Source organism: Sphingomonas bacterium (assembly GCF_903644135.1).
Classification (GTDB): Bacteria; Pseudomonadota; Alphaproteobacteria; order Sphingomonadales; family Sphingomonadaceae; genus Sphingomonas.
In genome coordinates this window covers 1-23,691 of sequence record NZ_CAHJXA010000002.1, presented here as the reverse complement: position 1 = coordinate 23,691, position 23,691 = coordinate 1, and the positions used below count along the sequence as shown (strand labels likewise).

Below are 23,691 nucleotides of genomic sequence, written 5' to 3'. Positions count from 1 at the left end.
GCCGAACGCGGGTCAGGCGGCCGGCTTCTTCTCAAACGCGGCGGTAATGTCGAGGTCAACCTGATCGCCCAGTGCCGGCAGCAGATAGGAGATGCCGAAGTCGCTGCGCTTGATGCTGCCCTTGGCCTGGAAGCCGCCCGTCGCCGCCTTGTTGAGCGGGTTGGTGCCGACGCCGGTGAAGGTCGCCGCCAGCGACACCGGCTTGGTGACACCCTTCAGCGTCAGATTGCCGTCGATGGTGGCGTGGGTGCCGTTCACCGTCACCTTGATCGACGTGAAGCTGCCGGTCGGATACTTGGCCGCATCGAACATGTCGGGCGCGGCGATGTGCTTGTTGAGCGCGTCCACGGTGGTGACGACGTCGGCGATCGGGAAGCTGACCGTCACCTTGGCCGCGTTCGGCTGAGCAGGGTCGATCGTCAGCGAGCCCGACGCATTGCCGAACAGGCCGTGATACAGGCTGAAGCCGAGATGGTTGACCGTCCACGCGACCTGGGTGTGGCGGCCGTCGGCGGTGTAGGTGCCGGGCACCACCGCGCTGACGTTGACCGAGCCCGGGATCGTCTGCGCGAGCGCCGGAACGGCGGCGGCGGCGACGAGCGACAGGGTGAGAAGAATCTTGCGCATGATGATCTCCCGAAGAAAGCGATGACGATACAGAATTACAGGATGCGAACTAAGCGGAAGCCCTGACGGACGGTGGTCTGGCCGATCGGAACGGCGACGCGATCGGCGGAGGCGAGGCCGGTATCCGCCCAGGAGCCGCCCCGAACAACGTGGCGGCGACAGTCACCGCCGCTGCGCGCCGCTCCGTCGGCAGGTACGCCCGCAACGCTGGGGTTCCAGCAATCGGCGGTCCATGAGGCGACGTTGCCGGCCGTATCGAACAGCCCGAAGCCGTTGGCCTTGAAGCTGCCCACGCCGGCGGTCGCCGCGGCCTTGTCGTGGCAGGCGATCGGCGCTGGTGCCCCGGCAAACGCCCTGGCGTCCTGATCGAAGCCATTGGCATAGGCGCAGGCCGCGGCGAGGTCGTCGCCCCACCAATAGGTGGTGGTCGTGCCGGCGCGGTTCACGTATTCATATTCCGCCTCGGACAGCAGTCGGTAGCCATGGCCGGTCTTGCGCGTCAGCCATGCGGCATAGGCGGTCGCGTCATCGAGGCTGACGCAGGTCGCCGGCATCCGCGGTGTCTCGACAAAGCCGGGATGGCTCCAGTCGCGACCCGGCCGGGGGGCGAAGCGGCCATCCTCGAAGGTCACGCAGGGTTTGCGCGCCCGATAGCCGGTGGCGGCGGCGAACTGCGCGAACTCGCCATAAACGATCGGGAACATGCTGACCGCGAACGGGGTGCCGATCCTCACGCGACGCCTTGATGCCGCCGCTCCAATCGTGAACTCACCCGCCGGCACCACGACCATGCGCGGTGCGACCGGATCGTCGAGGATCACCACGGGCTTGTCGGTCGCGCGCCAGATCACCGGTGCAGCGTCGTCTTTCGCTGGCTGGCCGGCATCGGCGATCATCGTCGCCGTCTTTGCCTTCAGCGCGGCGATCTGGGCCGGCTGGTCGCGGTGCTGGACACTCAGCTCGGCGAAGCGGTCGTGCCGCGCCTTGAGCCAGTCGTCGAGATTGTCCTCCGGCCCGGCCGACCACGCCGCCGTCGCCGCCATCAGGACGACGCTGCCGGCGATCGCCTGGACCATGCGTCTGCTCCACGGCCTCACGCGGATGTCGAGGAACCCGGGACGGTGTTCGTGCTTTCGACCGCTATCGCAACGGAGAGGTGACGCATGAACACTCGAAAGACGATGGTCGCGGCGGCGGCCCTGGCGATGATCGCGACGGCGGGATGTAACCGGTCGAACAGCGAGGTCGGCTCGAACATCGCGGCGGCGCACGACAATGCCGCCGATGCGATCGACAACCGTGCCGACGTGCTCGACAACAAGGCCGATGCGCTGCGCAACGAGGCGCAGCAGACCCGGGACTGGGGCAAGGACCTGAAGAAGGAAGCCGACAGCGTCGCCAAGCATGGCGGCCATCCCGACGAGGCGACGCTCAACCAGATGTAGCCGCCGCCCGCGCATCAGGCCGCCGCGGCTTCGCGCACCGGTGCCGGCGCGAAGCCGGCGGAGTCGACCTCATAATTGTGGACGAAATCATGGGGCACGTCGGGCCCCCAGTTCGCCAGGCTGTCGTCCATTTCGTAGTTGGTCGGCGTCCACAGCGAATAGTCGTCGATATGGTCCATGTCCGAATAATATTCGAACCATGATCCCCACGGGTCCTGAATGTAATGGAAGAAATTCGAGCCGATCGTGTGCCGGCCGAACCCCCAGTCGCCCAGCTTCGCCTTGGCGAGCAGGGCGCGACCGCCGCGGCCGACCTCGTCGGGATCGTTGACCATGAAGCTGGCATGGTGGAACCCGACGCCCGGCGACTTGGCAAAGGCGACGACATGGTGGTCGCTGTCCTTGCGGGCGCAGCAGAAGGCGATGATGTCCTGCGCGCGATCGGCGAGCCCCATGCCGAGCGCGTCCGACATGAAGGCGACGCTCGCCGGCACGTCGGGGCTGAACACCAGGATGTGGCCGAGCCGCAGCGGCTTGACCGGAGTGTAGGACGCGCCGGGCAGCATCGCCGAGCGGCGCTTGCGCACCGTCAGCCCGGGGGCGTTGACCTGGAACGGCTCGGCTGCCGACAGCTCGGGGTCGGCGGCGCGCTCGGACAGGCGGATGAGCATCCCGTGCGGGTCCTCGACCCACAGGCCGTTATCCTCGAACCCCTGTGGCGCGGCGACCACCTTGCCGCCATGCTCGCCGACGTTCTTCGCCATCTCGTCGAGCCGGTCGGCGCGCAGCGAGATATGGTGCAGCCGCTTGCGCGGGAAGCCGCCGAGCAGCACGATCGAGTCGCGATCCTGCCCAGGGCAGCGCAGCCGCGCCTCGTTGCCCTCGATGTCCGCCACCAGCCCGGCGTCGGCGTAGAACTTCACGCCGACGTCCAGGTCGGGCACCTCCAGCGTGAACGATAGCGGACCCAGAACAGCCATGTCAGTCTCTCCTATCGCGCCGCGACGCGATTCTCGATCGCGCCGATCCCATCAATTTCGCAGCGTACCACATCGCCCGGCTGTAGGAACACCTGCGGCTCCATGCCGATCCCGACCCCCTCCGGCGTACCGGTGGCGATCAGGTCGCCCGGCTCCAGCGTGAAAGCGGTCGAGAGATAGGCGATCTGCGCCCAGAGATTGTTGATCAGCTGGTTGGTATTGCTCTCCTGCCGCTTCTCGCCATTGACGAAGCAGCGCAGGTCCAGCGCGTGCGGATCGGGCACCTCGTCGGCGGTGACGATCCACGGGCCGATCGGGCCGTGCGTGTCGAACGACTTGCCCATGGTGAAGGTCGGCGTGTGGAACTGCCAGTCGCGTGCCGACACGTCGTTGGCGACGGTGTAGCCGAACACATGATCTTTGGCGTCCGCCTCGCTCACCCGCTTGGCCGCCATGCCGATCACCGCCGCCAGCTCGACCTCATAGTCCAGCTTCTCGGTGACGCCGGGTTCGATATCGTCATAGGGGCCGCTGATGCAGGTCGTCTGCTTGTTGAACCAGACCTGGTGCTTGGCGCGCGCGACGCCCAGCTTGTCGGCCTCCTCCAGATGCTTGGCATAGTTCATGCCGATCGCCAGATACTTGCCCGGCCGCTCGATCGGCGCGAGCAGCTCGGCGTCCGCCAGCGCGACCTCGGCGGTGGCGGTGGACAGATGTTCGGCGATGCGGTCCAGCGCCGGCTTGCCGCCCTCGATCACCGCCGCCATCGTCGCAAAGCCGATGCCGTCGAGCGAGACGATGCCGTCGTCCTTGACCGCGCCGACATGTACTGCGTCGTCCTGCCGATATCTGACCAGTTTCACTGCATCGTCCTTTTGTGGTTCATCGATCCTGGCGGCCTATACCGCGGCCGGCGAAATCCGGAACAGCGCCTCGGCATTCTCATACATGATCTTGCGCCGCGCGGCGTCGTCGAGCGATGCGGCCTTGATGAACGGCACAGCGTCCGACGTCTGTTCGTAGGGATAGTCGATCGCGAACATGATCCGCTCGGGCCCGAACATGTCGAGGCAGAACTTCAAGGGCGGGTCGGTGTTCATGCCGCTGGTCGTCATGTAGAAATTGCTGCGGAAGTATTCGCTCGGCCGCCGTTCCAGCCGCTTCATCCCCAACGGCTCCAGCCCGCCGCGCCGGACGATGTTGCCATAGCGGTTGTCGAGCCGGTCAAGCCAGAAGGCCAGCCCCTCGCCGAGATGGCCGAGCACAATCTTGAGGTCCGGAAAGGCGTCGAACACGCCGCCCATGATCATGCGGACGACGTGCACCGAGGCATCGGCACCAAACCCCCACAAGGCACCCATCATGCCGTAATCGGCATAGGGCTTGCTCATCGCTTCCGACGGAAAGGTGGGATGGATGTAGATCGGCGCGTCGCACGCCACCGCCGCTTCGAGGATCGGCCAGAACTTGGGATCGTCGAGATACTCGCCATGCGTGTGCGAGTTGATGATGACGCCATTCATTCCCAGCTCGCGGATGCCACGCGTCACTTCGCGCGCGGCGGCGGCGGGGTCCTGCGGCGCGACCGCAGCCAGGCCGGCGAAGCGGGTAGGGTGGCGCGCGATCGCCTTGACCAGCGTCTCGTTGGCGATCTGGGCCAGGTCGGTGCCGAGCGCCGCGTCGAACGCCTGCACCCCCGGTGCGGCAATGCCGAGGAGGTGAACGTCGACGCCGTACTCGTCCATCTCGGGCAGGCGGGAGTCGAGGTCAGTGAACTGCCGCACCACCGACGCCTGCCGGTAATACATCGCCAGGTAGCGCGACACGCCGGTATCGAGGTGCTCGGACAGCTTGAGATACTCGTCGATATACTCGACGGGGGCGAACCCTTCCTCCGTCGCGATCAGGCGCACAGCGATGACGCTCCTGCCAGACGGAACCTGCCAAGGATGCGAGAGGACGGTGCTGCGATCATCGCTTCGGTCTCTCCTGCGCGCCATTGCCGTTCGGTGGCGTCGCGACCGCTTTGACATAGGCAGGAGCCAGGTCAAACCGGAGATAACAATTTCTGCTCTCCGATACCGCACGGGAGGCGATGTTGGCGGCTATCACCTCAAGATCGTTCGGGTTGTTCGTCATCGGCGCGTGCCCTACACCTCTAACGACCATGTCATCGAAAGGATGAACACCGACCGTGAAACTCAGCCACCTGCGCGACGTGATTGCCGTGGCCGAACATGGCAGCCTTCGCGCCGCCGGCCGCCAGATCGGCGTCGCCCAGCCCGCGATCACGCGCAGCATCCGCGAGGTCGAGCAGGAACTGGGTGCGACGCTGTTCGAGCGACATGCCCGCGGGGTGCGCTTGACGGAGATCGGCGCGGCGTTCGTGCGGCGGGCCAGCGCGGTCCACTCCGAGCTGCGCCGTGCGCGCGAGGAGGTGGACCAGCTCAAGGGGCGTAACGTCGGCGAGGTCGCGGTATCGCTGTCGACCGCGTCGAGCCTCAGCCTGATGCCGTCGGCGGTCAAGGCGTTCCGCAAACGCTGTCCCGACGCGCTGCTGAAGATTTCCGAAAGCTTCTTCCGGCCAATCGAGGCCGATATCCTGGCCGGAGCGGTCGATTTCTATGTCGGGCCGATCGACATCGTCCAGGTCTCGCAGCAGTTCACGGTGGAGAAGCTGTTCGACAATCGCCGGCTCATCCTCGCGCGCAAGGACCATCCGCTCGCCAATGCGCGCAAGCTGAGCGATCTGGTCGACGCCGAATGGGTGCGGCCGGTCCTGTCCGGCAACAATGCCGATGTCGATGTCGATCTGTTGTTCGAGGAACAGGGCTATGATCCGCCGCGAGTGGCGCTTCACGCACGCTCGGCGATGGTGATGCTGCTGGTCATCATGAACTCCGACCTGCTGACCATCCTGCCCGAGCAGTGGCTTGACTTCCCATTGCTGTCGAACCTCGTCGCGCCGTTGCCGCTCGACGAGCCGATCGCCGGCGTGCCGATCTGCATCGTTCGCCGCCGCGACATGCCGCTGACACCGCTCGCCGAGATCTTCTGCGACCTTATGCGACGGGCGGCGCTCAATTACGTACATCGCCGAGACGCGGAACGCGGTCCGTAGCGATAGCGTAGCGGGCGGTAGAGCAGGCATCGATAACGTATCCGTGTCACTCCGCCGCATTTAACATCGTGCATCTTGCGCAGCGACCGCCAATTGCGCGACATCATGTTTCATCACGACACCGGACGGGCAAACCGTTGTACCATTATCAGGAGCGGGCGATGACCACCCACGAGACGTCCGTCGTGATCATCGGTGCCGGGCCGAGCGGGCTCGCTCTGGCCAATGAGCTGGGTATGCGCGGCGTCGACTGCCTAGTGGTCGAACGCAACGACCGGGTCGGCTACGCCCCGCGCGCAAAGACTACCAACGTACGTACCCGCACGCATCTGCGCCGCTGGGGGATTGCCGGCGACCTGGCGGCTGCATCGCCGTTCGGCGTCGATTACCCGACCGATGTGGCATTCGTCACCAAGCTGGCCGGGCCGCTGGTGGCGAGGATCGAAAATGCGTCGAACTGCGCTCCGGCGCGCGACGAGCGCTATCCCGAGCATGGTCAGTGGATCCCGCAATACAAGCTGGAACAGGTGTTGCGTGAACATGCCGAGACGCTGCCGTCGGTGCGGCTGCAGTTCAGCACGGAGTTCGCCGGCGCGACCCAGGACGCCGATGGCGTGACGGTGACCCTGAAGCGCGTCGACACCGGCGAGGCCGAGACGCTGACGGCGCGCTATCTGGTCGGTGCTGATGGCGCGCGCAGCGGCGTGCGCGAGGCGATCGGCGCGGGTATGTCGGGCACATACGGTTTGTCGCGCAACTACAACATCGTCTTCCGCGCGCCCGGATTGGCTGAGGCGCATGGCCATGGCCCGGCGTCGATGTATTGGCAGCTCAACCCCGCCATGCCGGGCCTCGTCGGTCCGATGGACAAGGACGATATCTGGTTCTTCATGCCAACCCGGCTGCCCGAGGGCGTGACGATCACCAAGGATCTGGCGGCGACGATGATCCGCCAGGCGACCGGGTTCGATCTGCCCTATGAGGTGCTCAGCAGCGATGAATGGGTCGCCAGCAGCCTGATAGCCGACCGCTATCGCGACCGCCGCATCTTCCTGGCGGGCGATGCCTGCCACCTGCACCCGCCGTTCGGCGGCTATGGCATGAACATGGGGCTGGCCGATGGCGTCGATCTCGGCTGGAAACTGGCGGCGACGGTGTGCGGCTGGGGCGGCCCGGCACTGCTCGACAGCTATGAGGTCGAGCGGCGGCCGATCCATGAGGCGGTGATGGCGGAAGCGACGGCCAACCATGCGGTTCTGTCCAACGACCTGTGGCGTGACGGCATCGAGGAGCCGGGCGAGGCGGGGGAGCGGCTGCGCGCCGAGGTGGGCGAGCGTATCGTCGGTGCCAAGCAGCGCGAGTTCCACACGCTCGGGACGGTGCTGGGAGGGTGCTATGGCAGCTCACCGGTGATCGTCAGTGAGGCAGCGCCGACGTCGCCATCCGACAGCCGCGTCTATATCCCGACCAGCCGCCCCGGTTGCCTTGCCCCGCATCGCTGGCGTGCCGACGGCAGCTCGCTGTACGACGCGTTCGCGAACAAATTCGCGCTGCTTTGTCGGCCCGAGGCGGAGCCGGCAGACGTCGAGCGGGCGACCGCGCAGGCTGGCAACGTGCCGCTAAGCGTGGTCCACCTGACCGAGGAGGAGGCAGGCGCGCTGTATCCGGCACGGCTGACGCTGGTCCGGCCCGACCAGTTCGTCGCGTGGCGCGGCGATCGGTGGGAGGACGGCTTGCTCGACGTCGTCACCGGGCGTCAGCACGAGACTGCAGCCGGTGAGTCGCTCCGGCAGGACGCCTAGAGGCCGAGCGCCGCGCGCGAGCGGTCTTCCTCCTCCAGCATCCGCGCATAGGCGGGCAGGGCGTCGGTCAACCGCTTGGGGAACGACGCCAACGTCGGGTATATATCAGCGTCGAATCCGTTCCTGCTGGCGACCGAGAAGGTCCAGTCGACATAGACGTCGGCGATGGTCGGCTCGCCCGCCCACCAGCCACGCTCGGCCAGTCGGCGCTCGGCATAGCCGAACGACTTCTTGGCCAACTCCTTCGACTTCTCGCGCACGCCCTCGACGTCGCCGTTTGTGAGCCGCTGCGGATTGGCAAGGCCGCGGATCTGGACGTGGACCGTGCCCGCGCAGAAGGACAGCCCGCTCATCGTGTCGGCGAGCAGTCGCGGCGACGGATCGCGCGGGAAGATGCCGCTGTCGGGCCGTAACGCCGCGATATAGCTGAGGATGGCGATGTTCTCCGCCAGCGGCGCACCGTCGGCAACCAGCAGCGGCACCTTGCCGAGCGGAGAGATTGCCAGATACGCGTCGGCGTTCTGCGCGCCCTTGGTGATGTCGACCAAGGCGAGGTCATAGTCGAGCGACGCCATCTCCAGCGCACACACGGTCACGCGCGAGCAGGCACCGGGGAAATGGTGGAGCGTCAGGCTGGGCTGGGTCATGCTGGTCCTGTCATGCTACCGGCGATGCGGCTTCAGGCGGCGCCTTCGAGCGGCGAATCCTCGACCGAACGATAGCCGATCGGGTGATAGGCCTTGAGCGACGCCTCGTCCTCGCCGCCCATCATGCGCTGGTACAGGTCCTCGGGATCGACGTCGACGCCGATCGCGTTCTGCCGGAAGTTCTCGGTGAAGAAGAACTCGCCCGCCTCCTCGACCGTGTCGCAATTGTCGACCTGCAGCTCGACGTTATTGCCCTCCGGATCGGCATAGTAGAACGATGTGGTCGGGCCGTGATTGACTCCCCACACCGGCACGACACCCTTGTCGCGCAGCTTGACGTAGTTGCCGAGCAGGTCGCTCATCGAATTGTAGGTGAAGGCGAAGTGATGGACGCCTACGACGCCCTTGGGCGGCGACGCGAGATTGGGGATGTTGATCAGCGCGATGCGGTGATGCTCGTCGTCATAGGCGAGGAAGGCGATATGCTCCGACTCGAACGCAGGGGTCGCGTTGAACACCAGCTTGTACCACGCCACCATCTCCTTAAACCGCGAGGTGCGCAGGACGACGTGCGCCAGCCGATCCGGCGAAACGATGGCGTCGCTGGTGGTGGTCGGGGCGGTATCGAGGGCAGTTGCCATCATCTTTTCCTCTCAAGACACCCCCGTGTCCGGGAGCGATCATCGCATCGGATCATCAAGGCTATGGGCTTGCGAGATGCCCGACCGGCCTGACCCGTTACGTTGTTAGATCGTCCACCATGCCCGACGCGTCAAGAGACGGTGGCGTCGAGCGCCGAGCGTTCACCCTCGCCGATCCGGGCCAGCCGCGGCGCTGTCTCGATGAAGAACAGACTGACGACGATCCCCGCTACCAGACCAGCCAGCGCCAGCCAGAGGACGTGCTGGATGCCGTAATGCTGGGCGATATAGCCTCCCAGTGAGGGCGCGACGCCGCCGCCGAAGATCTCCGCCACCGCCGCGACCACGCCGATCACGCCGCCGACCATGCCGAGCGGTGCCGCCTCCGACGCGATCGGCCCGCTGATCAGGCTGAGCAGCCCAAACGAGAAGCCCGAGGCCAGGAACAGCGTCGCGAACAGCGTCGTCACCCCGCTCGCCGCGTCGAGGCGAGTGAACAGCAACAGGAAGCCGCTGCTGACGACGAAGCCGGTGATCGCCACCGCGCGCCGGCCGAACCGGTCGGACGCGGCGGGAAGGCCCCATTGGCCGAGAAAGCCGCCAAAGCCGATCGCGGAGGTCACACCGGCCGTCGCCGCATCGCTGAGGTGCAGATAACCGCTGAGATAGGCGGGAGTGAAGGCGGACAGCACGAAGATGCCGCACATCGCGCACAGCTGCCCCGCCATGCTGAGCGGCAGATTGCGATGGCTGGTAAGCGCGGCGAGCGACAGCCGCGGCGGCTTGGCGACCGCCCGGCCCGTGGCCTGGCTCTGGCGGCGGGCGAGGATGGACGCCGGCTCGCGGATGATGCGTGCGGCAAGCGCGGCGACGATCAGGCCGGGGATGCCGACGATCGCGAACACCCAGCGCCAGCTCATCGAGCCGAGCAGCAACGCCGCGATCGTCGGGCCGAAGCCCAGGCCGAACAGCGCGAAGGCGCTCTGCTGAAACCCAAGATTGTTGCCGCGCCGCCGCGGCAGCGACGCCTCCGCGACGGCGGCGAAGCTCGATGGGCAGAACGCGCCCTCGAACAGCCCCATGGTGATCCGGCACAGCAGCATCGCCAGGAACGTGCCGGCCAGTCCCGAAAACCCGGACAGGATCGAGAACAGCACCAGCGACGGCACGATCACCCGCCGGCGCCCGAACACGTCGGACAGATTACCCATGAACAGCGACGACACGCCCCAGGCGATGCCGAGCGAGGCGACGAGGTTGCCGACGTCCTGCGGTCGCAGCGCGAGGTCGCTGACCATCGTCGACGAGCGCAGCCCGGCCAGGTCGGCGATCACCCAGCGATCAAGCCCGACCAGCCCGAAGCCAAGGGTGAGCAGCAGCACCGCGCGCCACTCATAGCGACTGTCCCAGGCCAGGCCGGGCGCGGTGCCTGCTGCCGCTGTCGCGCTCGTCATTCCAGGCTCTCCCCCCAAAGCCGTTCAGCGCACCCCCTTATGCGATCGTCAGAACTTCATGAAGCCTTCTTCGGGGGGCTTGGCGTTGGCGCTGATACCGGCCGCGTTCTCGAAGCATGACTGGTCGTCGAGCATCGCCCATTTATAGTCGGTCTTGCGATGCCAGATGTTGGTGCTCTCGACCGGCTCGGTGAACGCGCCCTCGTCGAACAGTGTGATGTGGACGTGCATCACGCCATCGGCGACGCGCTGCATGGTCCAGCGGAAATGGAACTGGTCGCTGTGCGGGTCGAAATGGCTTTCCAGCGGCGTCTCGCCACGCAGGCCGACCGTGTCGACATACAGCGTGTTGCCGACCCAGTGACCGATCGAATGGCCGTTATAGCTCGGCTTCAGGTCGGCGGGATGGCCGCGACCGTCGGTCCAGACCACCACCGGGAAAGCGGTGAAGAAGAAGACCGACACCTGCCCCGGGGTCTGTACCACCTCATTGGGATAGGCTTCGGACAGCATCAGGAAGGGAATGCCGAACGGCAGGCATCGCGATCCGGTGTCGCCGATCTGCTTGCCCGCCTTGGCGGCGGCGGCGCGCTCGTCCGACATCTTCTTGAAGGCGGCGGTGTAGGGGAGCGGCCAGGGGGCCAGGAAGGAGGGCGGGCGGCCATCGGCGGTCTTGCCGGTGTTGCTGGCGATCGCGCCGCCGGGCACACCCATCGTCGTCCCAAGCCACAAGCCCGAGATGTCGGGCACGCCGGGGTCGCCATAATAGGAGACGCCGGCAGGCGGCCAGGCGCGATCAGCGTCCTGGGCGGCCAGCGGCGTGGGAACGGCAAGAGCGGCGAGCACCGTGGCCGCCATGCCGATCGATAGGCGCTTGATCATCTGCCTGTTCCCTTGTTGCGGTCCAGCACCGCCGCCGACCTCACGCGCCTGGCTTCATCCGCTCGCCCAGCATCTTGCCGTTGGGCAGGACGACGGCATTCAGGCTGCCGCCCTTCTCACCGCTGCGCAGCGGTGCCGCGTAGACGGTGACCTTGTCGCCGGGCGACAGCGATCCCTTGGCAAAGCCGTCACGCCGCATCGCACCCGGGTTGCCGCCCTCGATCGAATATTTGTCGGGGGTGCCTGACCCGTTCGGCACCACGAGGTACAGCCAGGTGTGCGGGCTGGTCCATTGCCAGTCCTTCACGACCGCATTCTTAAGCACGATCTCCTTGGACTTGTCGAACATCGCGAACGAATGATGCGCCAGCACCGGCAGCGGCGCGGCAATCACCGCCAGCGCGGCAAGGATACGGATCTTCTTGGTCATCATGTTTCCTCTAGTCGGTCGATCATCGAATATGGCCAAGGCTGGCTGGCGGAGTGCTGAACGACCGCCGGCGCAGCGCTCAATGAACATATTTGTCCGGCGAGTAATTGGTGTTGGGCGTGCACAGGAACTCATGCGGCTCCCATTTGGGATCGCCGAGCAGGTGATATGTCACGGTGGACGTCATCGGCCGGGTCAGGGCGGCGGGGTCGGTCAGCGTCACCGTCACCGTCATGGTATTGGCGCCGACGCGGTGGAACCGCTCGGCGATCTTCAGGGCGTTGCTATGCGGCACGCCGGTGCTGTCGATCGGCTGGTCCTTGATGCCGACGATCTGCGTCACGAGGTCCTGCCCCTCATACTTGCCGATCGCGTTGCCGTTGGAGAAGCTTTCGATATCCTTCGCCGCCGGCAGGGCGGCTGGGGTGAGCCAGACGCGGCGCACCGGCATGCCGTCGCGATAGAGCATCACCCGGCCCGGGGTCTGCATGATCAGCATCGGCCCGTTGGAGCCGGTGATGAAGCGCGGCATCCCCGGCGGCTGGCATCCGCGCACCGGATCGTCGGTGCGGGTGCCGGCGGCGGCATCGGCGACGCGCTTCTTCCAGGTCTCGGCGAAAGCTCCCTTCAGCGGCGGTGCCCAGGGAGCCCAGCCTTCCTTGCTGCCACTGGCGGCGGGAGTATCGGCCCGCACCCAGACGCCGCTGATATCCGGTGCCTTGGCATCGCCATGCCAGTTGAGCTGCTCCGGCGCGATCTGCCCCTGCGGCGCGGTTTGCGCTTGGGTGCCGGCCATTGCCGGCATTGCGAGGCAGGCGGACGCAGCGGCCAAGGCCACTCGGCGGCAGATGCTGGTCAAGGGGCGCATCGTGATCGTCTTCCTCTCATCTCGCTGGCGTCGTCGCATCATCGGCTGATCGGAACCGCCTGCGCTGATCTACGCCTTTGCTGCTGCCATAGACAAGGCGGAGCGGGCAAGTGAGATGCGATCCTGACAGCGTTGATGCAACGCTCTTATCGCGCGGGTTCTGCACCGTTTGTTGATCGCTTATATGCCGCGGACGATACATGGCCTAGATCAGGTATAACAAACCAGCATCGTTCCATGAAATCTGCATCTCCCCTCCTTGTTTTGTTTGGATCAGATGGACAACGGCGCTCGCAGAAGCGCGGAGAGGATTGCGAGCCGATGGCTTGGCCAATCCTTGTTCAGACGTTGCGCGATCGTTCGCCCGGTCACGCTGCGCCAATCAGATCAGGTGAGGATTAGGCATGACCATCAAGACCGCTCTGTTTCTCTCCGCGTCGCTGTTCGCCGCGGAGCCCGCCTTGGCGCAGACCGCGCAGCCGGCCAGCCCGGTGACGCCGTCGAACGCCCCGGGCGCGACCGATCAGACCGGCGCTCCGGACGCGGCCACATCCTCCGCGGTCGAGGACATCGTCGTCACCGCGACCCGTCGCAGCGCCGACCTGCAGGCGGTACCGATCACCATCCAGGCGGTGTCCGCCTCCACGCTCAAGGCCTTCAACGTCACCGGCGTGCTGTCGCTGCCGAGCCTGGTATCGGGCCTGGTGGTGACGCCGTCGGGCGGCAACAACATCTATCTGCGCGGCATCGGCACGCCCAGCACCGGCTTCAACGAGGCGCAGGTCGCGGTCTATATCGACGGCCTCTACCTCGCCAACCCAACAGTCGGCATCTACTCGTTCAACAATATCGAGCGGGTCGAGGTGCTGAAGGGGCCGCAGGGGACGCTGTATGGCCGCAACGCGACCGGCGGCCTGATCTCGGTCATCACCCGCGATCCCGGCGACACCACCCGCGTCGATGCCTCGGTCGGCTATGGCAACTACAATACGCTGACGACCAATCTCTACGCCGCGACGCCGCTGACCGACACGCTGGCGGCCGGGGTCGCCGTCTACCACCAGAAGCAGAGCGACGGCTGGAGCCGCAACCTCGTCACCGGCAGCGATATCCAGAAGTCGAACGAGACCGGCGTCCAGGCCAAGCTGGTCTGGCGGCCGGGGTCGAACACCAAGATCACCACCAGCTTCATCTACGACTACAACAACCGCGACTACGGCTATGCCTATGAGGTGTTGCCCGGCACGATCGCCAACGACGGCACGACCTATCAGGGCAAGTATCGCAGCACCTTGCGGATCGATCCGTCGGCCCCGACCAACATCTATATCGGCACGCTGAAGGTCGAGCAGGACCTGGGCTTCGCCACCTTGCAGAGCCTGAGCGGCTTCCAGGCCAGCCACGCCAACGTCGCCTTCGCCGGCGGTGGCCCCGGCCCGGGGCAGCCGCTGGCCGGCGAGACCACGGCGTACAGCAATTTCTACGAGAAGAACCGGTCGCTCAGCGAGGAGCTTCAGCTTGTCTCCAAGGCATCGCCGGACAACCGTTTCGACTGGGTGCTAGGTGCGTTCTATTATGACGACCATACCCAGCTGCGGCTGGACTCGCTGCCAACCTGCAACGGTCCGCTTCCGGCCAACTGCCTGGGGACACCGCAGCGCAACAACGGTTTTCCCAACACGCTGTCAGGGTCGGTGTTCGGCGACGGTTCTTACCGCTTCTTCAAGGGGACGCACCTGACGGTCGGCCTGCGCTACACCGCCGAGCGCAAGACGCTGACCGGTCAGCTTTCGCCGCTGGCGGGCTACCCGAACTCGGTCGCGACGCTCGGCGTGCCGGCGACCGCGACAACGCCCGGCATCGTCTATTATCCGGGGCAGCCTTTCGCGCTCTTCACCAATGGCGTCATCGCGGCGTCGTTCCCCAACGGCATCCCGACGCGGCTGGTGTTCCACAAGCTGACCTACCGCTTCGTGCTGGCGCAGGACATCGGCGACAACATCCACCTGTTCGCGTCGCATAACCTGGGCTTCAAGTCGGGCGCGTATAACGGCAACGGTTTCAACAACCCGCCGGTGACGCCCGAGCTGCTGTACGCGACAGAAGGCGGGGTGAAGTCCGAGTTCTTCGATCGGCGGCTGCGCTTCAACGCCTCCTACTTCCATTACAACTACCAGAACGTCCAGGTCCGGTCGATGTCGCCGCCCGCCGCGCCCGGCAACGCGCTGCTGCTGAACGCGGCCAGGGAGAAGGTCGACGGCGTCGACATCGACCTCAGCGTCGTGCCGGTCCGCGGGCTGACCCTGAACGGCGCGATCGAGTATCTCGACGCCAAATACGCCGACTTCCCCGGCACCACTTGCCCCACGCCGGGCGTTCCGCGCGTCGATGCCCGCGGTGTCACGGTAGGAACGGTGGTCAACACGCTGTGCAACCTCGCCGGCGCGACGCCGCAGTTCGCCGCGCCCGTGTCGGCGACAATCGGCGCGGTCTACAACATCAACACCCGCCAGGGCTCGTTCACGCTGAGCGCCAATGACCACTATAACGAGTCCTATCCGACCTCGGCCCAATATGTGGTGAACGACGCCCATCACATCGTCGATGCCTCGCTCGGCTGGACGGCACCCAGCAAGCGCTACGACATCCAGCTCTGGGTCAAGAACCTGACCAAGGAATACACCTATGCCGTTGGTCAGGTGGCCACCAGCTTCGCCTTCGCACCGGGCGCTCCGCGCACCTTCGGTGCGACGCTGGGCGCTCATTTCTGATCTCCGGCACCTGACCGGCCGGGGAGAATAGGCTGAATACCGAGGCGTTTGAACGTAACGGAACGTATCGGTAACTTGAAAATATGATCTGTTGCCGGCACGGCCGCGACGGTAAGTCGCGGTCGTTCCCGGTTGTGGTGCCGACCGCCAACACAGATGGGAGAGGTTGATGGAAAGGTTGCAGGCGGCAAGCGACTGGTTGGCGACGACGTCGCTGAGCACCGCTATCGCCAACCATAACTGGGCGGTGCCGACGTTGCAGAGCGTTCATATCCTGGCGATCGCGATCGTCATGTCGTCGATCGGGATGCTCGACCTGAGGCTCGCCGGCTTCCTGGGGCGCGAGCAGTCGATGCGGGGGCTAACCCTGCGCTTCTATCCCTGGATCTGGGGCGCGCTTGCGGTGCTGCTCGCGACGGGGCTGTTGCAGATCATGGCCGAGCCGGCGCGCGAGCTGCTCAACTGGGTGTTCTGGACCAAGATGGGGCTGATCATCGGCGCGGCGTTGTTCACCGCTCCAATCCCGCTGCTGCTGGAGGATTGCCGCTATCGTGACCTGCCGGCCGGCAAGCGCGCGATCATCCGCGTCTGCGCACTAATCTCGCTGGCGCTGTGGGTGGCGGTGCTGACCTGCGGCCGCTGGATCGCCTATGCCGGGGGGCATGTATGAGCGGCGGTGGCACGATGCTGTTCCAGGTCGCCACCTGGATCGAGGCGACGCCGCTTGCGGTGAAGATCACCGAATCGGAATGGATCTTCCCGACGATCGAGACGATCCACGTCCTTGCGCTGACCCTGGTGGTCGGGTCGATCGCGATGCTCGACCTTCGCCTGCTGGGTATTTCCACCCGCACGATGGGCGCGATGCAGCTGTCGGACGAGGTGCTTCCCTGGACCTGGACCGCGTTCATCGTCGCGGCGATCACCGGCAGCTTGATGTTCGTGTCGGCGGCGACCAAATATTATGCCAATGTGCCGTTCCGCATCAAGATGGTGCTGCTCGCGCTGGCCGGTGCCAATATGCTCATCTTCCATCGCGGTGCCTGGCGGCAGGTGCACGAATGGAACGAGCGGGTGCCGACGCCGCGGGGCGTGCGGATCGCGGCGGGGCTGTCGCTGGTCTTCTGGATCGGCGTGGTGGTTGCCGGGCGATGGGTCGGGTTTGTATAGGGCGTGCGGCGGCTTTCCGGGTGGCGCGCAATTGGAGTGTGACGAATGACGAAGCTGATCGCCGCCGGATTGATGTCGGCACTCGCCCTGGGAGCGCCGCTGGCGATGATGCCCGTGGTGGCAGCCGTGCCGGCGCTAGCGCCGGCCTGGACGACGGACATGGCGGCCTCGCACCTGCGCTTCTCGAGCAGCGTCGGCGGCGCGCCGTTCAGCGGCAGTTTCGCTCGCTGGCACGCCGATATCCGCTTTGACCCCAAGAACCTCGCCGGCTCGTCGGTGCTGGTCAGGGTGAACATGGCCTCCGCCAAGACCGGCAGCAGCGATCGCGACGAGGCGCTGCCCGGGGCGGACTGGTTCTCGATCAGTAAATATGCGCAGGCGAGCTATGCCGCCAAGAGCTTCAAGGACTTGGGCGGCGGCCGCTACCAGGCGCTCGGCACGCTAACGATCCGCGGCGTCGCTCGTCCGCTGGCACTGCCCTTCACCCTCAAGATCCAGGGTAACCAGGCGCGGATGACGGGAACGGCAACTATCGACCGGCATGTCTTCGGCGTCGGTCAGGGCCAGTTCGCCACCGCCGACACCGTGCCATTCAACGTCCAGCTGGCGGTCGACGTCGCAGCCAAGCATAGCTGAGGTGGCAACGCTCGCAGCCATGCCCGACGCCTCCGCCACCACGCGGCGCTATTCGCTGGGCGCGATCGCGTTCCACTGGGTGATCGCCGCGCTGATCGTGTTCAACATCTGGCTCGGCTGGCGGATGGACCGGATCACCGGGCTCGACCGGTTCACGCTGTTCCAGCTGCATAAATCGATCGGCATCACCGTGCTGGCGCTCAGCGTGCTGCGGCTCGGCTGGCGGCTCGCGCATCGGCCGCCGCCCTATCCTGCGACGATGAAGCCGTGGGAGCGGGTCGCGGCGACCACGACCCACTGGACCTTCTACGGTCTGATGCTGGTGATGCCGCTGACCGGCTGGGTGATCGTCTCCGCCAGCGCGCTCAACCTGCCGACCCTGCTCTACAAGCTGATCCCGCTGCCGCACATCGGCGTGGTCCATGATCAGCCGATGCCGGTGCGCCTGGCGATCGAGAACAATGTCGGCACCACCCATGTCTACCTCGCCTATCTGTTCGGCGCGCTGATCCTTTTGCACATCGGTGCGGCGCTCAAGCATCAGTTCGTCCAGCATGACGGCGTGCTCTGGCGCATCCTGCCTGGCCGGACGGCGCGGGTTTCCGCCTAGCTACCCAGCCAACGGGCATTTCTGCGTCATGTAAGCCTCGCACCGTCGCGGTTCGGAGCCGCTTGCCGTTGAATCGCGGTCGATGGGCCAAGTGACGCTGCGATCGATCCGGCAGTGATACCTCTTCCGATCTACAATTTGTTATATAGCATCGTTATTCGGCATCTTCCGCTATCGGAAACCGCTCCGCTATCGGCCCTCCAACGGCGAAGCGTTCGCCCAACGAGGTCTTCGGCAGGAAGACCCTGATTTCAAAGGGAGAGGATCACGATGCGTAAGATGTTGCTGGCTGGCACCGTGCTGGCCATGGGGATGGTGCCGGGCATCGCCCTAGCGCAGGACGCCACCGGGCAGCCCCCCGTCGCGGCCGGCAACGCGGTTCCCTCGCAGCAGGCTTCCGGCATCCAGGACGGTTCCGCGACCGCCGATGCCACGGCGCAGACGCAGGGGTCGACCGGTCTTCAGGACATCATCGTCACCGCCCAGCGCCGGCAGGAAAGCTCGCAAAAGGCGGCAATCGCAATCAGCGTCGTCAGCGGCGCGGGCATCACCGGCGCTGGCATCACTCAGCCCGAGCGGCTCAACCAGCTGGTCCCGGCGCTGACCATCGCCAATGTCGGCCCGTCGGCGACCTCGTTCATCCGCGGCGTCGGCAACTTCTCGGTGTCGGTCACCAGCGATCCGGCGGTCGCGTTCAACTATGACGGCGTGTATATCGGCCGCCTGACCGCCACCTCCACCACTTTCTTCGATCTCGACCGGGTCGAAGTGCTGAAGGGGCCGCAGGGCACGCTCTACGGCCGCAACGCCACTGCCGGCGCGATCAACGTCCTGCCGACCCAGCCCAAGCTCGGCGAGCTGGGCGGGTATGGCACGGTGTCCTATGGCAACTACAACGCGTTCGCCGGCGAAGGCGCGATCAACCTCCCGCTCGGCGAGAACGGCGCGGTCCGCGTCTCGGGCGTGTTTAACCGCCGCGACGGCTATGATCTCGACGGCACCTCCGACGACAAGTCGGAAGGCCTGCGCATCCAGGCGAAGGCGAAACTGACGCCGGACATCACCGCGCGCGTTTCGTTCGACTATTCGCATCTCGGCGGCGTCGGGGCGGGCGTCACCTACCTCAACACCTATGCCTGCTCGGCGGCGACGCCGACGACTCCCGGCCGGACGCCGAACTGCGTCGTCACGCCGCTCAACATCCCGCGCTCGGACGGCAATCTGTCGCCCGCCTCGCAGGCGTTCGAGACGTCGCGGAACAGCGCCGTCACCGGCCGTAAATATGATCCGTTCCCCAGCCTGTACCAGGACAGCTCGTTTTACGGCGCGAACGGCGACTTCGAATGGGATACCGGCAAGGGCGTCCTCACCGTCATCCCGGCGGTGCGCTTCGATCATGTGGTCAATCGCAACGCGGGCGGCGGCTTCCCGATCGCCAACAACCAGAAGGACATCCAGTACAGCGTCGAGAGCCGCTTTGCCGGCAAGGTCAGCCTGTTCGACTATACGCTGGGCTTCTTCTACTATCATGAGAATGCCAAGCTGCAGGCGGGCACGGTGGCCAGCGCCACCAGCGAGAACTTCCAGGATCCGACCCAGGTCAGGACCGACTCCTACGCGCCGTTCCTGCGCCTGACCGCGCACCTGACCGACCGGCTCCGCCTCGTTGGCGGTGTCCGCTACACGCACGACCAGAAGTATTTCAACGCGCACGGCATCACCATTGCCGAGACGTGCAACGCGGGCTTCACCTGCCCGACGGCGATCCTGCCGCCGACGATCACCTCCTACCAGGCGCTGCCCTTCGCAATCCCGACCGCGGTCAGCCCCACGGGTGCGATCGCGCTCCGTATCCCCGGGCCGACCCCGAACACGACCATCGCGCGGACCGACATCTTCTTCAACAACCAGCTCAGCAACGGCAAGGTGACCTATCGCGGCGCGGTCGAGTTCGACCTGACCCCCACCTCGCTGCTCTATGGCAGCGTCGAGACCGGCTTCCGGTCGGGCGGGGTTAACAACGCTGTGGGGCTGGAGACCTATCAGCCCGAGACGCTGACCGCGTTCACGATCGGCTCGAAGAACCGCTTCTTCGACAATCGCGTCCAGCTCAATATCGAGGGCTTTTACTGGAAGTATAACAACGAGCAGATCGCTCACGCCGCCGTCGACGCCTTGAACCGTCCCGGCAGCTATACCCAGAATATCGGCCGCTCGGAGATCAAGGGCGTCGAGGTCGAGGGCCGCGTGCTCGTGACCAAGACGACCGAGCTCAATGCCGACGTCCAGTATCTGGATGCCAAGGCGAAGAGCTTCACCTACTCGACGCTGGGTTACCCGTACACCAACTGCGCGGTGTCCCCATCGACGCTGGCACCGTTGTTCGGCATCGTGCCGTTCTTCAACGTCAACTGCGCTGGCCTGCCGTCCTACAACTCGCCCAAATGGTCGTTGAACCTGGGTGGATCGCAGACGGTGCCGGTGGGCGACTACAAGCTCGTGTTTGGGGTGGACACGGCGTACAAGACCAGCCGCTACACCTATTTCGATTATGCGTCCGAGCAGATCCAGACGGCAAGCTGGACCACCAACGGCCAGATCTCGTTCGGTCCGGCGAACGGTCGCTGGTCGCTGCAGGGCTTTGTGCGCAACATCGAGAACCATCGCCTGCTCACCGCGCCGGTGGCGTTCGGCAACGTGCTCTCGGCCTTTACCAGCCCGCCGCGTACCTTTGGCGGCCGCGCTTCGGTCAAGTTCTAAAGAGTGGGATCGACCGGGGAACGGGGTCCCCGGTCGATCTACCTGTAGCGTGATGCGGCGGACCGATCGATCGACGAGATTTCGCTCGCGATGTGAACAGGCCGATGGCAGACCGAGCAGCAGTTTTCCCCGGAGACCGTCATGATCCTCGTCAACGCCGCCAACGGTCAGCAGGGCAAGCTGCTCGTTCCCAAGCTCCTCGCCCAGGGACATGAACTGCGCGCCTGTGTGCGCTCGGAGCGATCGGCGGCGGAGCTGCGCGATGCCGGCCTCGCTGATGTCGTCGTCGGCGATATCAGCCAGCCCGACATCATCGAGCGTGCGATCCGCGGGGTCGACAAGGTCTATCACGTCTGCCCAGGCATCAACCCGCGTGAGCGCGAGATCGGGTTGGCCTGGATCGACGCCGCCAAGGCGGAGGGCGTCGAGCATTTCGTGTTCAGCTCGGTGCTGCACGCGATCCTCACCGACTTGGTGCAGCACGAGATCAAGCGCGACATCGAGGAATATCTGGTCTCGTCGGGGCTGGAATACACAATCCTACAGCCAACCATCTACATGGCACCGCGGCGCTTCACGCGGATTTTCGAGACCGGCGTATTGCGGGCGGGATGGTCGCTCGACCGGCATCAGTCGCTGGTCGATATCGGCGACGTGACCGACGTCGCGGCGGCGGTGCTGGGCGACAGCGAGCGTCATGCCGGCGCGACCTATGAACTGGTCGGGGCGGGGCGCTACACCGCGCATGACATGGGTGCGATTATCGCCAAGGTGTTCGGCAAGCCGATCACCGTGGAGGAGATCGGCCCCGATGCCTATCTCAAGGGCCTGTTCGGCGATCATGACCTCAGCACCATGCCGCACGAAGCCGCCGTCGGCCGATCGCTGACCGAGCGCTACAGCAGCCATGATTTCATCGGCAACCCTAACGTGCTGACCTGGCTGCTCGGCCGACCACCGACCAGTTTCGAGCAGTTCGTCGCGTCCCACCACGCCGCCATGACCGCGGCGGCGAGCGGCTAGGCTGCGCGTATGGCCTTCGAACCGCCGCCTTATCACTCCTCATCGGGGACAAGCTCATGAACGATCCCGCCGCCTCCTTGTCACCGCGGGTGCCCGCGCTGGCCGCGCTGCTGTTCTTCGTGCCGGTGGTGATCTCGTTTGCGGTGGCACCGGGCCGATGGTGGATCAACTATCCGGGTATCCTGTTCCATCTGTCCATCTTCCTGTTGGTAGCGAAGCTGGAAGCGCCGGAATGGGCCAAGGCGGCGGGCTATGGCTGGCTGGTGTTGGACGTGACGAGCGGGGTGATGACGATGGGCAACGTCGCTCACGACATCGCCTATTTCGAGCGGTACGGCGGCCACATCTTCGCCGGTATCTGGTTCGTCACTGTCTCGCTTCCCGGCTCGCGCGCGGTCAAGATCACCGGCGTGCTCGCCGGCTTGCTCCTGTTCCTCTACAGCTTCGTCACGCGCTTCGTGCCGCCAGTGGCGTTGAGCTCGACATCGCCGCTCATCCTGATCTGGCTCGGGCTGGTCGCCTGGCAGAATGGGGTGCGGCGGGTGCCGGCATTGCGAGCGGTGACGCATTGATGCCCTCGACGGTCAGGCGTTGTTCAAGGTTCGTCCACTCGGGAGATCGTCCATGAAGCTGGTTCTCGCGCTGTTGCTGCTCGCTCCTCTCTCTCCTGCTGTAGCACAGCAGGCCAAGCCGATGGCGGCACCCGCCGCTCCGACCGGGCCGGTCACCTATGGCCCGGGTCACAAGCTGTGCAGCGACTGGTCCGCCGCCGAGATCAAAGCCGAGCCATCGGAATATATGGCCAATCGGTTCTTCGTCGCGGGGGTGATGTCGGCGTACAATATCTACGTCTCGCCGCCTGGCTTCGACATCGGCCGCGGGCTGACCCCTGACGACATGAAGACCTTCATGCACGGCGAGTGCGCCGCCCATCCGACCGAGACGATCGCGACCGCCGCGACCGCGTTCGTGTCGATGATGAAGGCGCGCCAGAGCAAGTAATGGTGCCATCGATCGACCCGGCGCGAACGGTTTGCGTCGGGTCGCCGCGTCAGGCGGTCATCTTGATCGAGATGCCCTTGATATGCATGAACTTGAGTAGCCCTTCGACGCCGAAGTCCTTGCCGAAGCCCGACTTCTTGTAGCCGCCCACCGGCGCGATGATGTCGTTGACGCCGAACTGGTTGACCCAGACCGACCCGGCCTTAATCGCCTTGCTGGCCCGCATCGCCGTCGCCAGGTCGCGGGTATAGAGCGCGGCACCCAGTCCGTAGTCGCAATGCTCCGCCAGCTCCAGCGCCTCGTCGAGGTCCTCGAACGGCTGGATGGCGAGGACCGGGCCGAACACCTCCTGCTCGATGATCGGATTGTCGACCGTCAGCTTGTCGACCAGCGTCGGCTCGAAATAAAAGCCGTCGCGGTCCTCGATCGCCGCGCCGCCGATCAGGATTTCGGCACCGGCCTCGACGCCTTTCGCAAGGATGCCGGTGATCCGGTCGCGCTGCTTGAGCGACAGGATCGGTGCCAGCGTCGTCCGCTTCGACCAGGTCGGCCCGGCGACGGTGCCGCCGACGCGGCTGCCGACCTTCTCGATCATCTCATCGGCGACGCTGCGCGCGACCACCAGCCGCGTGCCGGCATAGCAGATCTGGCCGGCATTGCGCACGACCGAGCTGGCGATGATCCCCGCCGCCGCGTCGAGATCGGCATCGGCGAACACGATCTGCGGCCCCTTGCCGCCCATTTCCAGCGACACCGGCTTGGGCCCGGACAGCGCGGCGTCGGCCATCACCTGCCGGCCCGTCGCGGTCGAGCCGGTGAAGG

At 65.7% G+C, this 23,691-nt stretch carries 24 protein-coding genes; 12 read left to right on the top strand and 12 right to left on the bottom strand.

Annotated features, from left to right (window positions below):
• Positions 1–12: 12 nt before the first annotated feature.
• Positions 13–627: a YceI family protein gene (locus HUU96_RS00410; protein ID WP_174290888.1), complete on the bottom strand. Its 615-nt coding sequence runs from the start codon at positions 625–627 to the stop codon at positions 13–15.
• A 35-nt stretch (positions 628–662) separates the two neighbouring features.
• Complete coding sequence (locus tag HUU96_RS00405; RefSeq protein ID WP_174290887.1) at positions 663–1,703, bottom strand: formylglycine-generating enzyme family protein; 1,041 nt, start codon at positions 1,701–1,703, stop codon at positions 663–665.
• An 87-nt stretch (positions 1,704–1,790) separates the two neighbouring features.
• Between HUU96_RS00405 and HUU96_RS00400 the strand changes: the two genes are divergently transcribed.
• On the top strand, positions 1,791–2,072 hold the full coding sequence (locus HUU96_RS00400; protein WP_174290886.1) for a hypothetical protein: 282 nt from the start codon (positions 1,791–1,793) through the stop codon (positions 2,070–2,072).
• Between the two features lie 14 nt (positions 2,073–2,086).
• Here the strand turns inward: HUU96_RS00400 and HUU96_RS00395 are convergent, their stop codons facing one another.
• The 3 genes from HUU96_RS00395 to HUU96_RS00385 are packed head-to-tail and all read right to left on the bottom strand — an operon-like array spanning position 2,087 to position 4,965.
• Entirely contained in the window at positions 2,087–3,052 is a 966-nt protein-coding gene (locus tag HUU96_RS00395) for a VOC family protein (RefSeq protein ID WP_174290885.1), read from the bottom strand.
• Between the two features lie 11 nt (positions 3,053–3,063).
• The gene (locus HUU96_RS00390; protein WP_174290884.1) at positions 3,064–3,915 is read right to left on the bottom strand and encodes a fumarylacetoacetate hydrolase family protein; all 852 of its coding nucleotides are present in this window, start codon (positions 3,913–3,915) and stop codon (positions 3,064–3,066) included.
• 36 nt (positions 3,916–3,951) lie between these two features.
• Positions 3,952–4,965: an amidohydrolase family protein gene (locus tag HUU96_RS00385; RefSeq protein WP_217430230.1), complete on the bottom strand. Its 1,014-nt coding sequence runs from the start codon at positions 4,963–4,965 to the stop codon at positions 3,952–3,954.
• A 281-nt stretch (positions 4,966–5,246) separates the two neighbouring features.
• On the opposite strand from HUU96_RS00385, the gene HUU96_RS00380 reads away from it, so the two are divergent.
• Both HUU96_RS00380 and HUU96_RS00375 read left to right on the top strand, forming a co-directional pair.
• On the top strand, positions 5,247–6,173 hold the full coding sequence (locus HUU96_RS00380) for a LysR substrate-binding domain-containing protein (RefSeq protein ID WP_174290883.1): 927 nt from the start codon (positions 5,247–5,249) through the stop codon (positions 6,171–6,173).
• Positions 6,174–6,334: 161 nt separating this feature from the next.
• Positions 6,335–7,975 (top strand): FAD-dependent monooxygenase, encoded by a 1,641-nt coding sequence (locus HUU96_RS00375; protein WP_174290882.1) that lies wholly within the window; start codon positions 6,335–6,337, stop codon positions 7,973–7,975.
• Here the strand turns inward: HUU96_RS00375 and HUU96_RS00370 are convergent.
• From HUU96_RS00370 to HUU96_RS00345, 6 genes are all read right to left on the bottom strand, one after another.
• A complete protein-coding gene (locus HUU96_RS00370) occupies positions 7,972–8,622 on the bottom strand; it encodes a glutathione S-transferase family protein (protein WP_174290881.1) in 651 nt (216 codons plus the stop codon). The genes HUU96_RS00375 and HUU96_RS00370 overlap by 4 nt on opposite strands.
• A 32-nt stretch (positions 8,623–8,654) precedes the next feature.
• On the bottom strand, positions 8,655–9,263 hold the full coding sequence (locus tag HUU96_RS00365; protein WP_254604810.1) for a VOC family protein: 609 nt from the start codon (positions 9,261–9,263) through the stop codon (positions 8,655–8,657).
• Between the two features lie 131 nt (positions 9,264–9,394).
• Complete coding sequence (locus HUU96_RS00360; protein ID WP_174290879.1) at positions 9,395–10,717, bottom strand: MFS transporter; 1,323 nt, start codon at positions 10,715–10,717, stop codon at positions 9,395–9,397.
• A 48-nt stretch (positions 10,718–10,765) separates the two neighbouring features.
• The gene (locus HUU96_RS00355) at positions 10,766–11,599 is read right to left on the bottom strand and encodes a hypothetical protein (protein ID WP_174290878.1); all 834 of its coding nucleotides are present in this window, start codon (positions 11,597–11,599) and stop codon (positions 10,766–10,768) included.
• A 40-nt stretch (positions 11,600–11,639) separates the two neighbouring features.
• The gene (locus HUU96_RS00350) at positions 11,640–12,029 is read right to left on the bottom strand and encodes a DUF6152 family protein (RefSeq protein WP_174290877.1); all 390 of its coding nucleotides are present in this window, start codon (positions 12,027–12,029) and stop codon (positions 11,640–11,642) included.
• 79 nt (positions 12,030–12,108) lie between these two features.
• Positions 12,109–12,825 carry a hypothetical protein gene (locus HUU96_RS00345; RefSeq protein WP_174290876.1) on the bottom strand — a complete coding sequence of 239 codons (717 nt, stop codon included), beginning with the start codon at positions 12,823–12,825 and terminating at the stop codon, positions 12,109–12,111.
• A 476-nt stretch (positions 12,826–13,301) separates the two neighbouring features.
• Here HUU96_RS00345 and HUU96_RS00340 point away from each other — a divergent pair, with 476 nt between their 5' ends.
• The 9 genes from HUU96_RS00340 (at position 13,302) to HUU96_RS00300 (ending at position 22,869) form a co-directional block, all read left to right on the top strand.
• Entirely contained in the window at positions 13,302–15,668 is a 2,367-nt protein-coding gene (locus tag HUU96_RS00340; RefSeq protein WP_174290875.1) for a TonB-dependent receptor, read from the top strand.
• A 169-nt stretch (positions 15,669–15,837) separates the two neighbouring features.
• Positions 15,838–16,338 carry a DUF6644 family protein gene (locus tag HUU96_RS00335; protein WP_174290874.1) on the top strand — a complete coding sequence of 167 codons (501 nt, stop codon included), beginning with the start codon at positions 15,838–15,840 and terminating at the stop codon, positions 16,336–16,338.
• Positions 16,335–16,838, top strand: a complete 504-nt coding sequence (locus tag HUU96_RS00330) for a DUF6644 family protein (protein WP_217430229.1) — start codon at positions 16,335–16,337, stop codon at positions 16,836–16,838. Before HUU96_RS00335 ends, HUU96_RS00330 begins: the two co-directional genes overlap by 4 nt.
• Before the next feature lie 45 nt (positions 16,839–16,883).
• The gene (locus HUU96_RS00325; protein ID WP_174290873.1) at positions 16,884–17,474 is read left to right on the top strand and encodes a YceI family protein; all 591 of its coding nucleotides are present in this window, start codon (positions 16,884–16,886) and stop codon (positions 17,472–17,474) included.
• Between the two features lies 1 nt (position 17,475).
• Complete coding sequence (locus HUU96_RS00320) at positions 17,476–18,084, top strand: cytochrome b (RefSeq protein WP_217430228.1); 609 nt, start codon at positions 17,476–17,478, stop codon at positions 18,082–18,084.
• Positions 18,085–18,354: 270 nt separating this feature from the next.
• Positions 18,355–20,844: a TonB-dependent receptor gene (locus HUU96_RS00315; protein WP_174290872.1), complete on the top strand. Its 2,490-nt coding sequence runs from the start codon at positions 18,355–18,357 to the stop codon at positions 20,842–20,844.
• Positions 20,845–20,985: 141 nt separating this feature from the next.
• Positions 20,986–21,867: an SDR family oxidoreductase gene (locus tag HUU96_RS00310; RefSeq protein WP_174290871.1), complete on the top strand. Its 882-nt coding sequence runs from the start codon at positions 20,986–20,988 to the stop codon at positions 21,865–21,867.
• A gap of 56 nt (positions 21,868–21,923) precedes the next feature.
• Positions 21,924–22,439, top strand: coding sequence for a hypothetical protein (locus tag HUU96_RS00305; RefSeq protein ID WP_174290870.1), 516 nt, complete (start codon positions 21,924–21,926; stop codon positions 22,437–22,439).
• Between the two features lie 52 nt (positions 22,440–22,491).
• Positions 22,492–22,869, top strand: coding sequence for a hypothetical protein (locus tag HUU96_RS00300; RefSeq protein WP_174290869.1), 378 nt, complete (start codon positions 22,492–22,494; stop codon positions 22,867–22,869).
• A 49-nt stretch (positions 22,870–22,918) separates the two neighbouring features.
• On the opposite strand, the gene HUU96_RS00295 is transcribed toward HUU96_RS00300, so the two are convergent.
• Positions 22,919–23,691: aldehyde dehydrogenase family protein (locus HUU96_RS00295; protein ID WP_174290868.1), on the bottom strand; the 773-nt coding region annotated here is incomplete at its 5' end.

What these genes read in the sequence shown, in the direction of transcription:
- HUU96_RS00325 (WP_174290873.1), top strand. Translation starts at nt 16,884, where the DNA reads ATGACGAAGCTGATCGCCGCCGGATTGATGTCGGCACTCGCCCTGGGA.
- HUU96_RS00370 (WP_174290881.1), bottom strand. Translation starts at nt 8,622, where the DNA reads ATGACCCAGCCCAGCCTGACGCTCCACCATTTCCCCGGTGCCTGCTCG.
- HUU96_RS00400 (WP_174290886.1), top strand. Translation starts at nt 1,791, where the DNA reads ATGAACACTCGAAAGACGATGGTCGCGGCGGCGGCCCTGGCGATGATC.
- HUU96_RS00410 (WP_174290888.1), bottom strand. Translation starts at nt 627, where the DNA reads ATGCGCAAGATTCTTCTCACCCTGTCGCTCGTCGCCGCCGCCGCCGTT.
- HUU96_RS00310 (WP_174290871.1), top strand. Translation starts at nt 20,986, where the DNA reads ATGATCCTCGTCAACGCCGCCAACGGTCAGCAGGGCAAGCTGCTCGTT.
- HUU96_RS00315 (WP_174290872.1), top strand. Translation starts at nt 18,355, where the DNA reads ATGCGTAAGATGTTGCTGGCTGGCACCGTGCTGGCCATGGGGATGGTG.
- HUU96_RS00305 (WP_174290870.1), top strand. Translation starts at nt 21,924, where the DNA reads ATGAACGATCCCGCCGCCTCCTTGTCACCGCGGGTGCCCGCGCTGGCC.
- HUU96_RS00335 (WP_174290874.1), top strand. Translation starts at nt 15,838, where the DNA reads ATGGAAAGGTTGCAGGCGGCAAGCGACTGGTTGGCGACGACGTCGCTG.
- HUU96_RS00405 (WP_174290887.1), bottom strand. Translation starts at nt 1,703, where the DNA reads ATGGTCCAGGCGATCGCCGGCAGCGTCGTCCTGATGGCGGCGACGGCG.
- HUU96_RS00395 (WP_174290885.1), bottom strand. Translation starts at nt 3,052, where the DNA reads ATGGCTGTTCTGGGTCCGCTATCGTTCACGCTGGAGGTGCCCGACCTG.
- HUU96_RS00340 (WP_174290875.1), top strand. Translation starts at nt 13,302, where the DNA reads ATGACCATCAAGACCGCTCTGTTTCTCTCCGCGTCGCTGTTCGCCGCG.
- HUU96_RS00350 (WP_174290877.1), bottom strand. Translation starts at nt 12,029, where the DNA reads ATGACCAAGAAGATCCGTATCCTTGCCGCGCTGGCGGTGATTGCCGCG.
- HUU96_RS00345 (WP_174290876.1), bottom strand. Translation starts at nt 12,825, where the DNA reads ATGGCCGGCACCCAAGCGCAAACCGCGCCGCAGGGGCAGATCGCGCCG.
- HUU96_RS00355 (WP_174290878.1), bottom strand. Translation starts at nt 11,599, where the DNA reads ATGATCAAGCGCCTATCGATCGGCATGGCGGCCACGGTGCTCGCCGCT.
- HUU96_RS00330 (WP_217430229.1), top strand. Translation starts at nt 16,335, where the DNA reads ATGAGCGGCGGTGGCACGATGCTGTTCCAGGTCGCCACCTGGATCGAG.
- HUU96_RS00365 (WP_254604810.1), bottom strand. Translation starts at nt 9,263, where the DNA reads ATGGCAACTGCCCTCGATACCGCCCCGACCACCACCAGCGACGCCATC.
- HUU96_RS00375 (WP_174290882.1), top strand. Translation starts at nt 6,335, where the DNA reads ATGACCACCCACGAGACGTCCGTCGTGATCATCGGTGCCGGGCCGAGC.
- HUU96_RS00300 (WP_174290869.1), top strand. Translation starts at nt 22,492, where the DNA reads ATGAAGCTGGTTCTCGCGCTGTTGCTGCTCGCTCCTCTCTCTCCTGCT.
- HUU96_RS00360 (WP_174290879.1), bottom strand. Translation starts at nt 10,717, where the DNA reads ATGACGAGCGCGACAGCGGCAGCAGGCACCGCGCCCGGCCTGGCCTGG.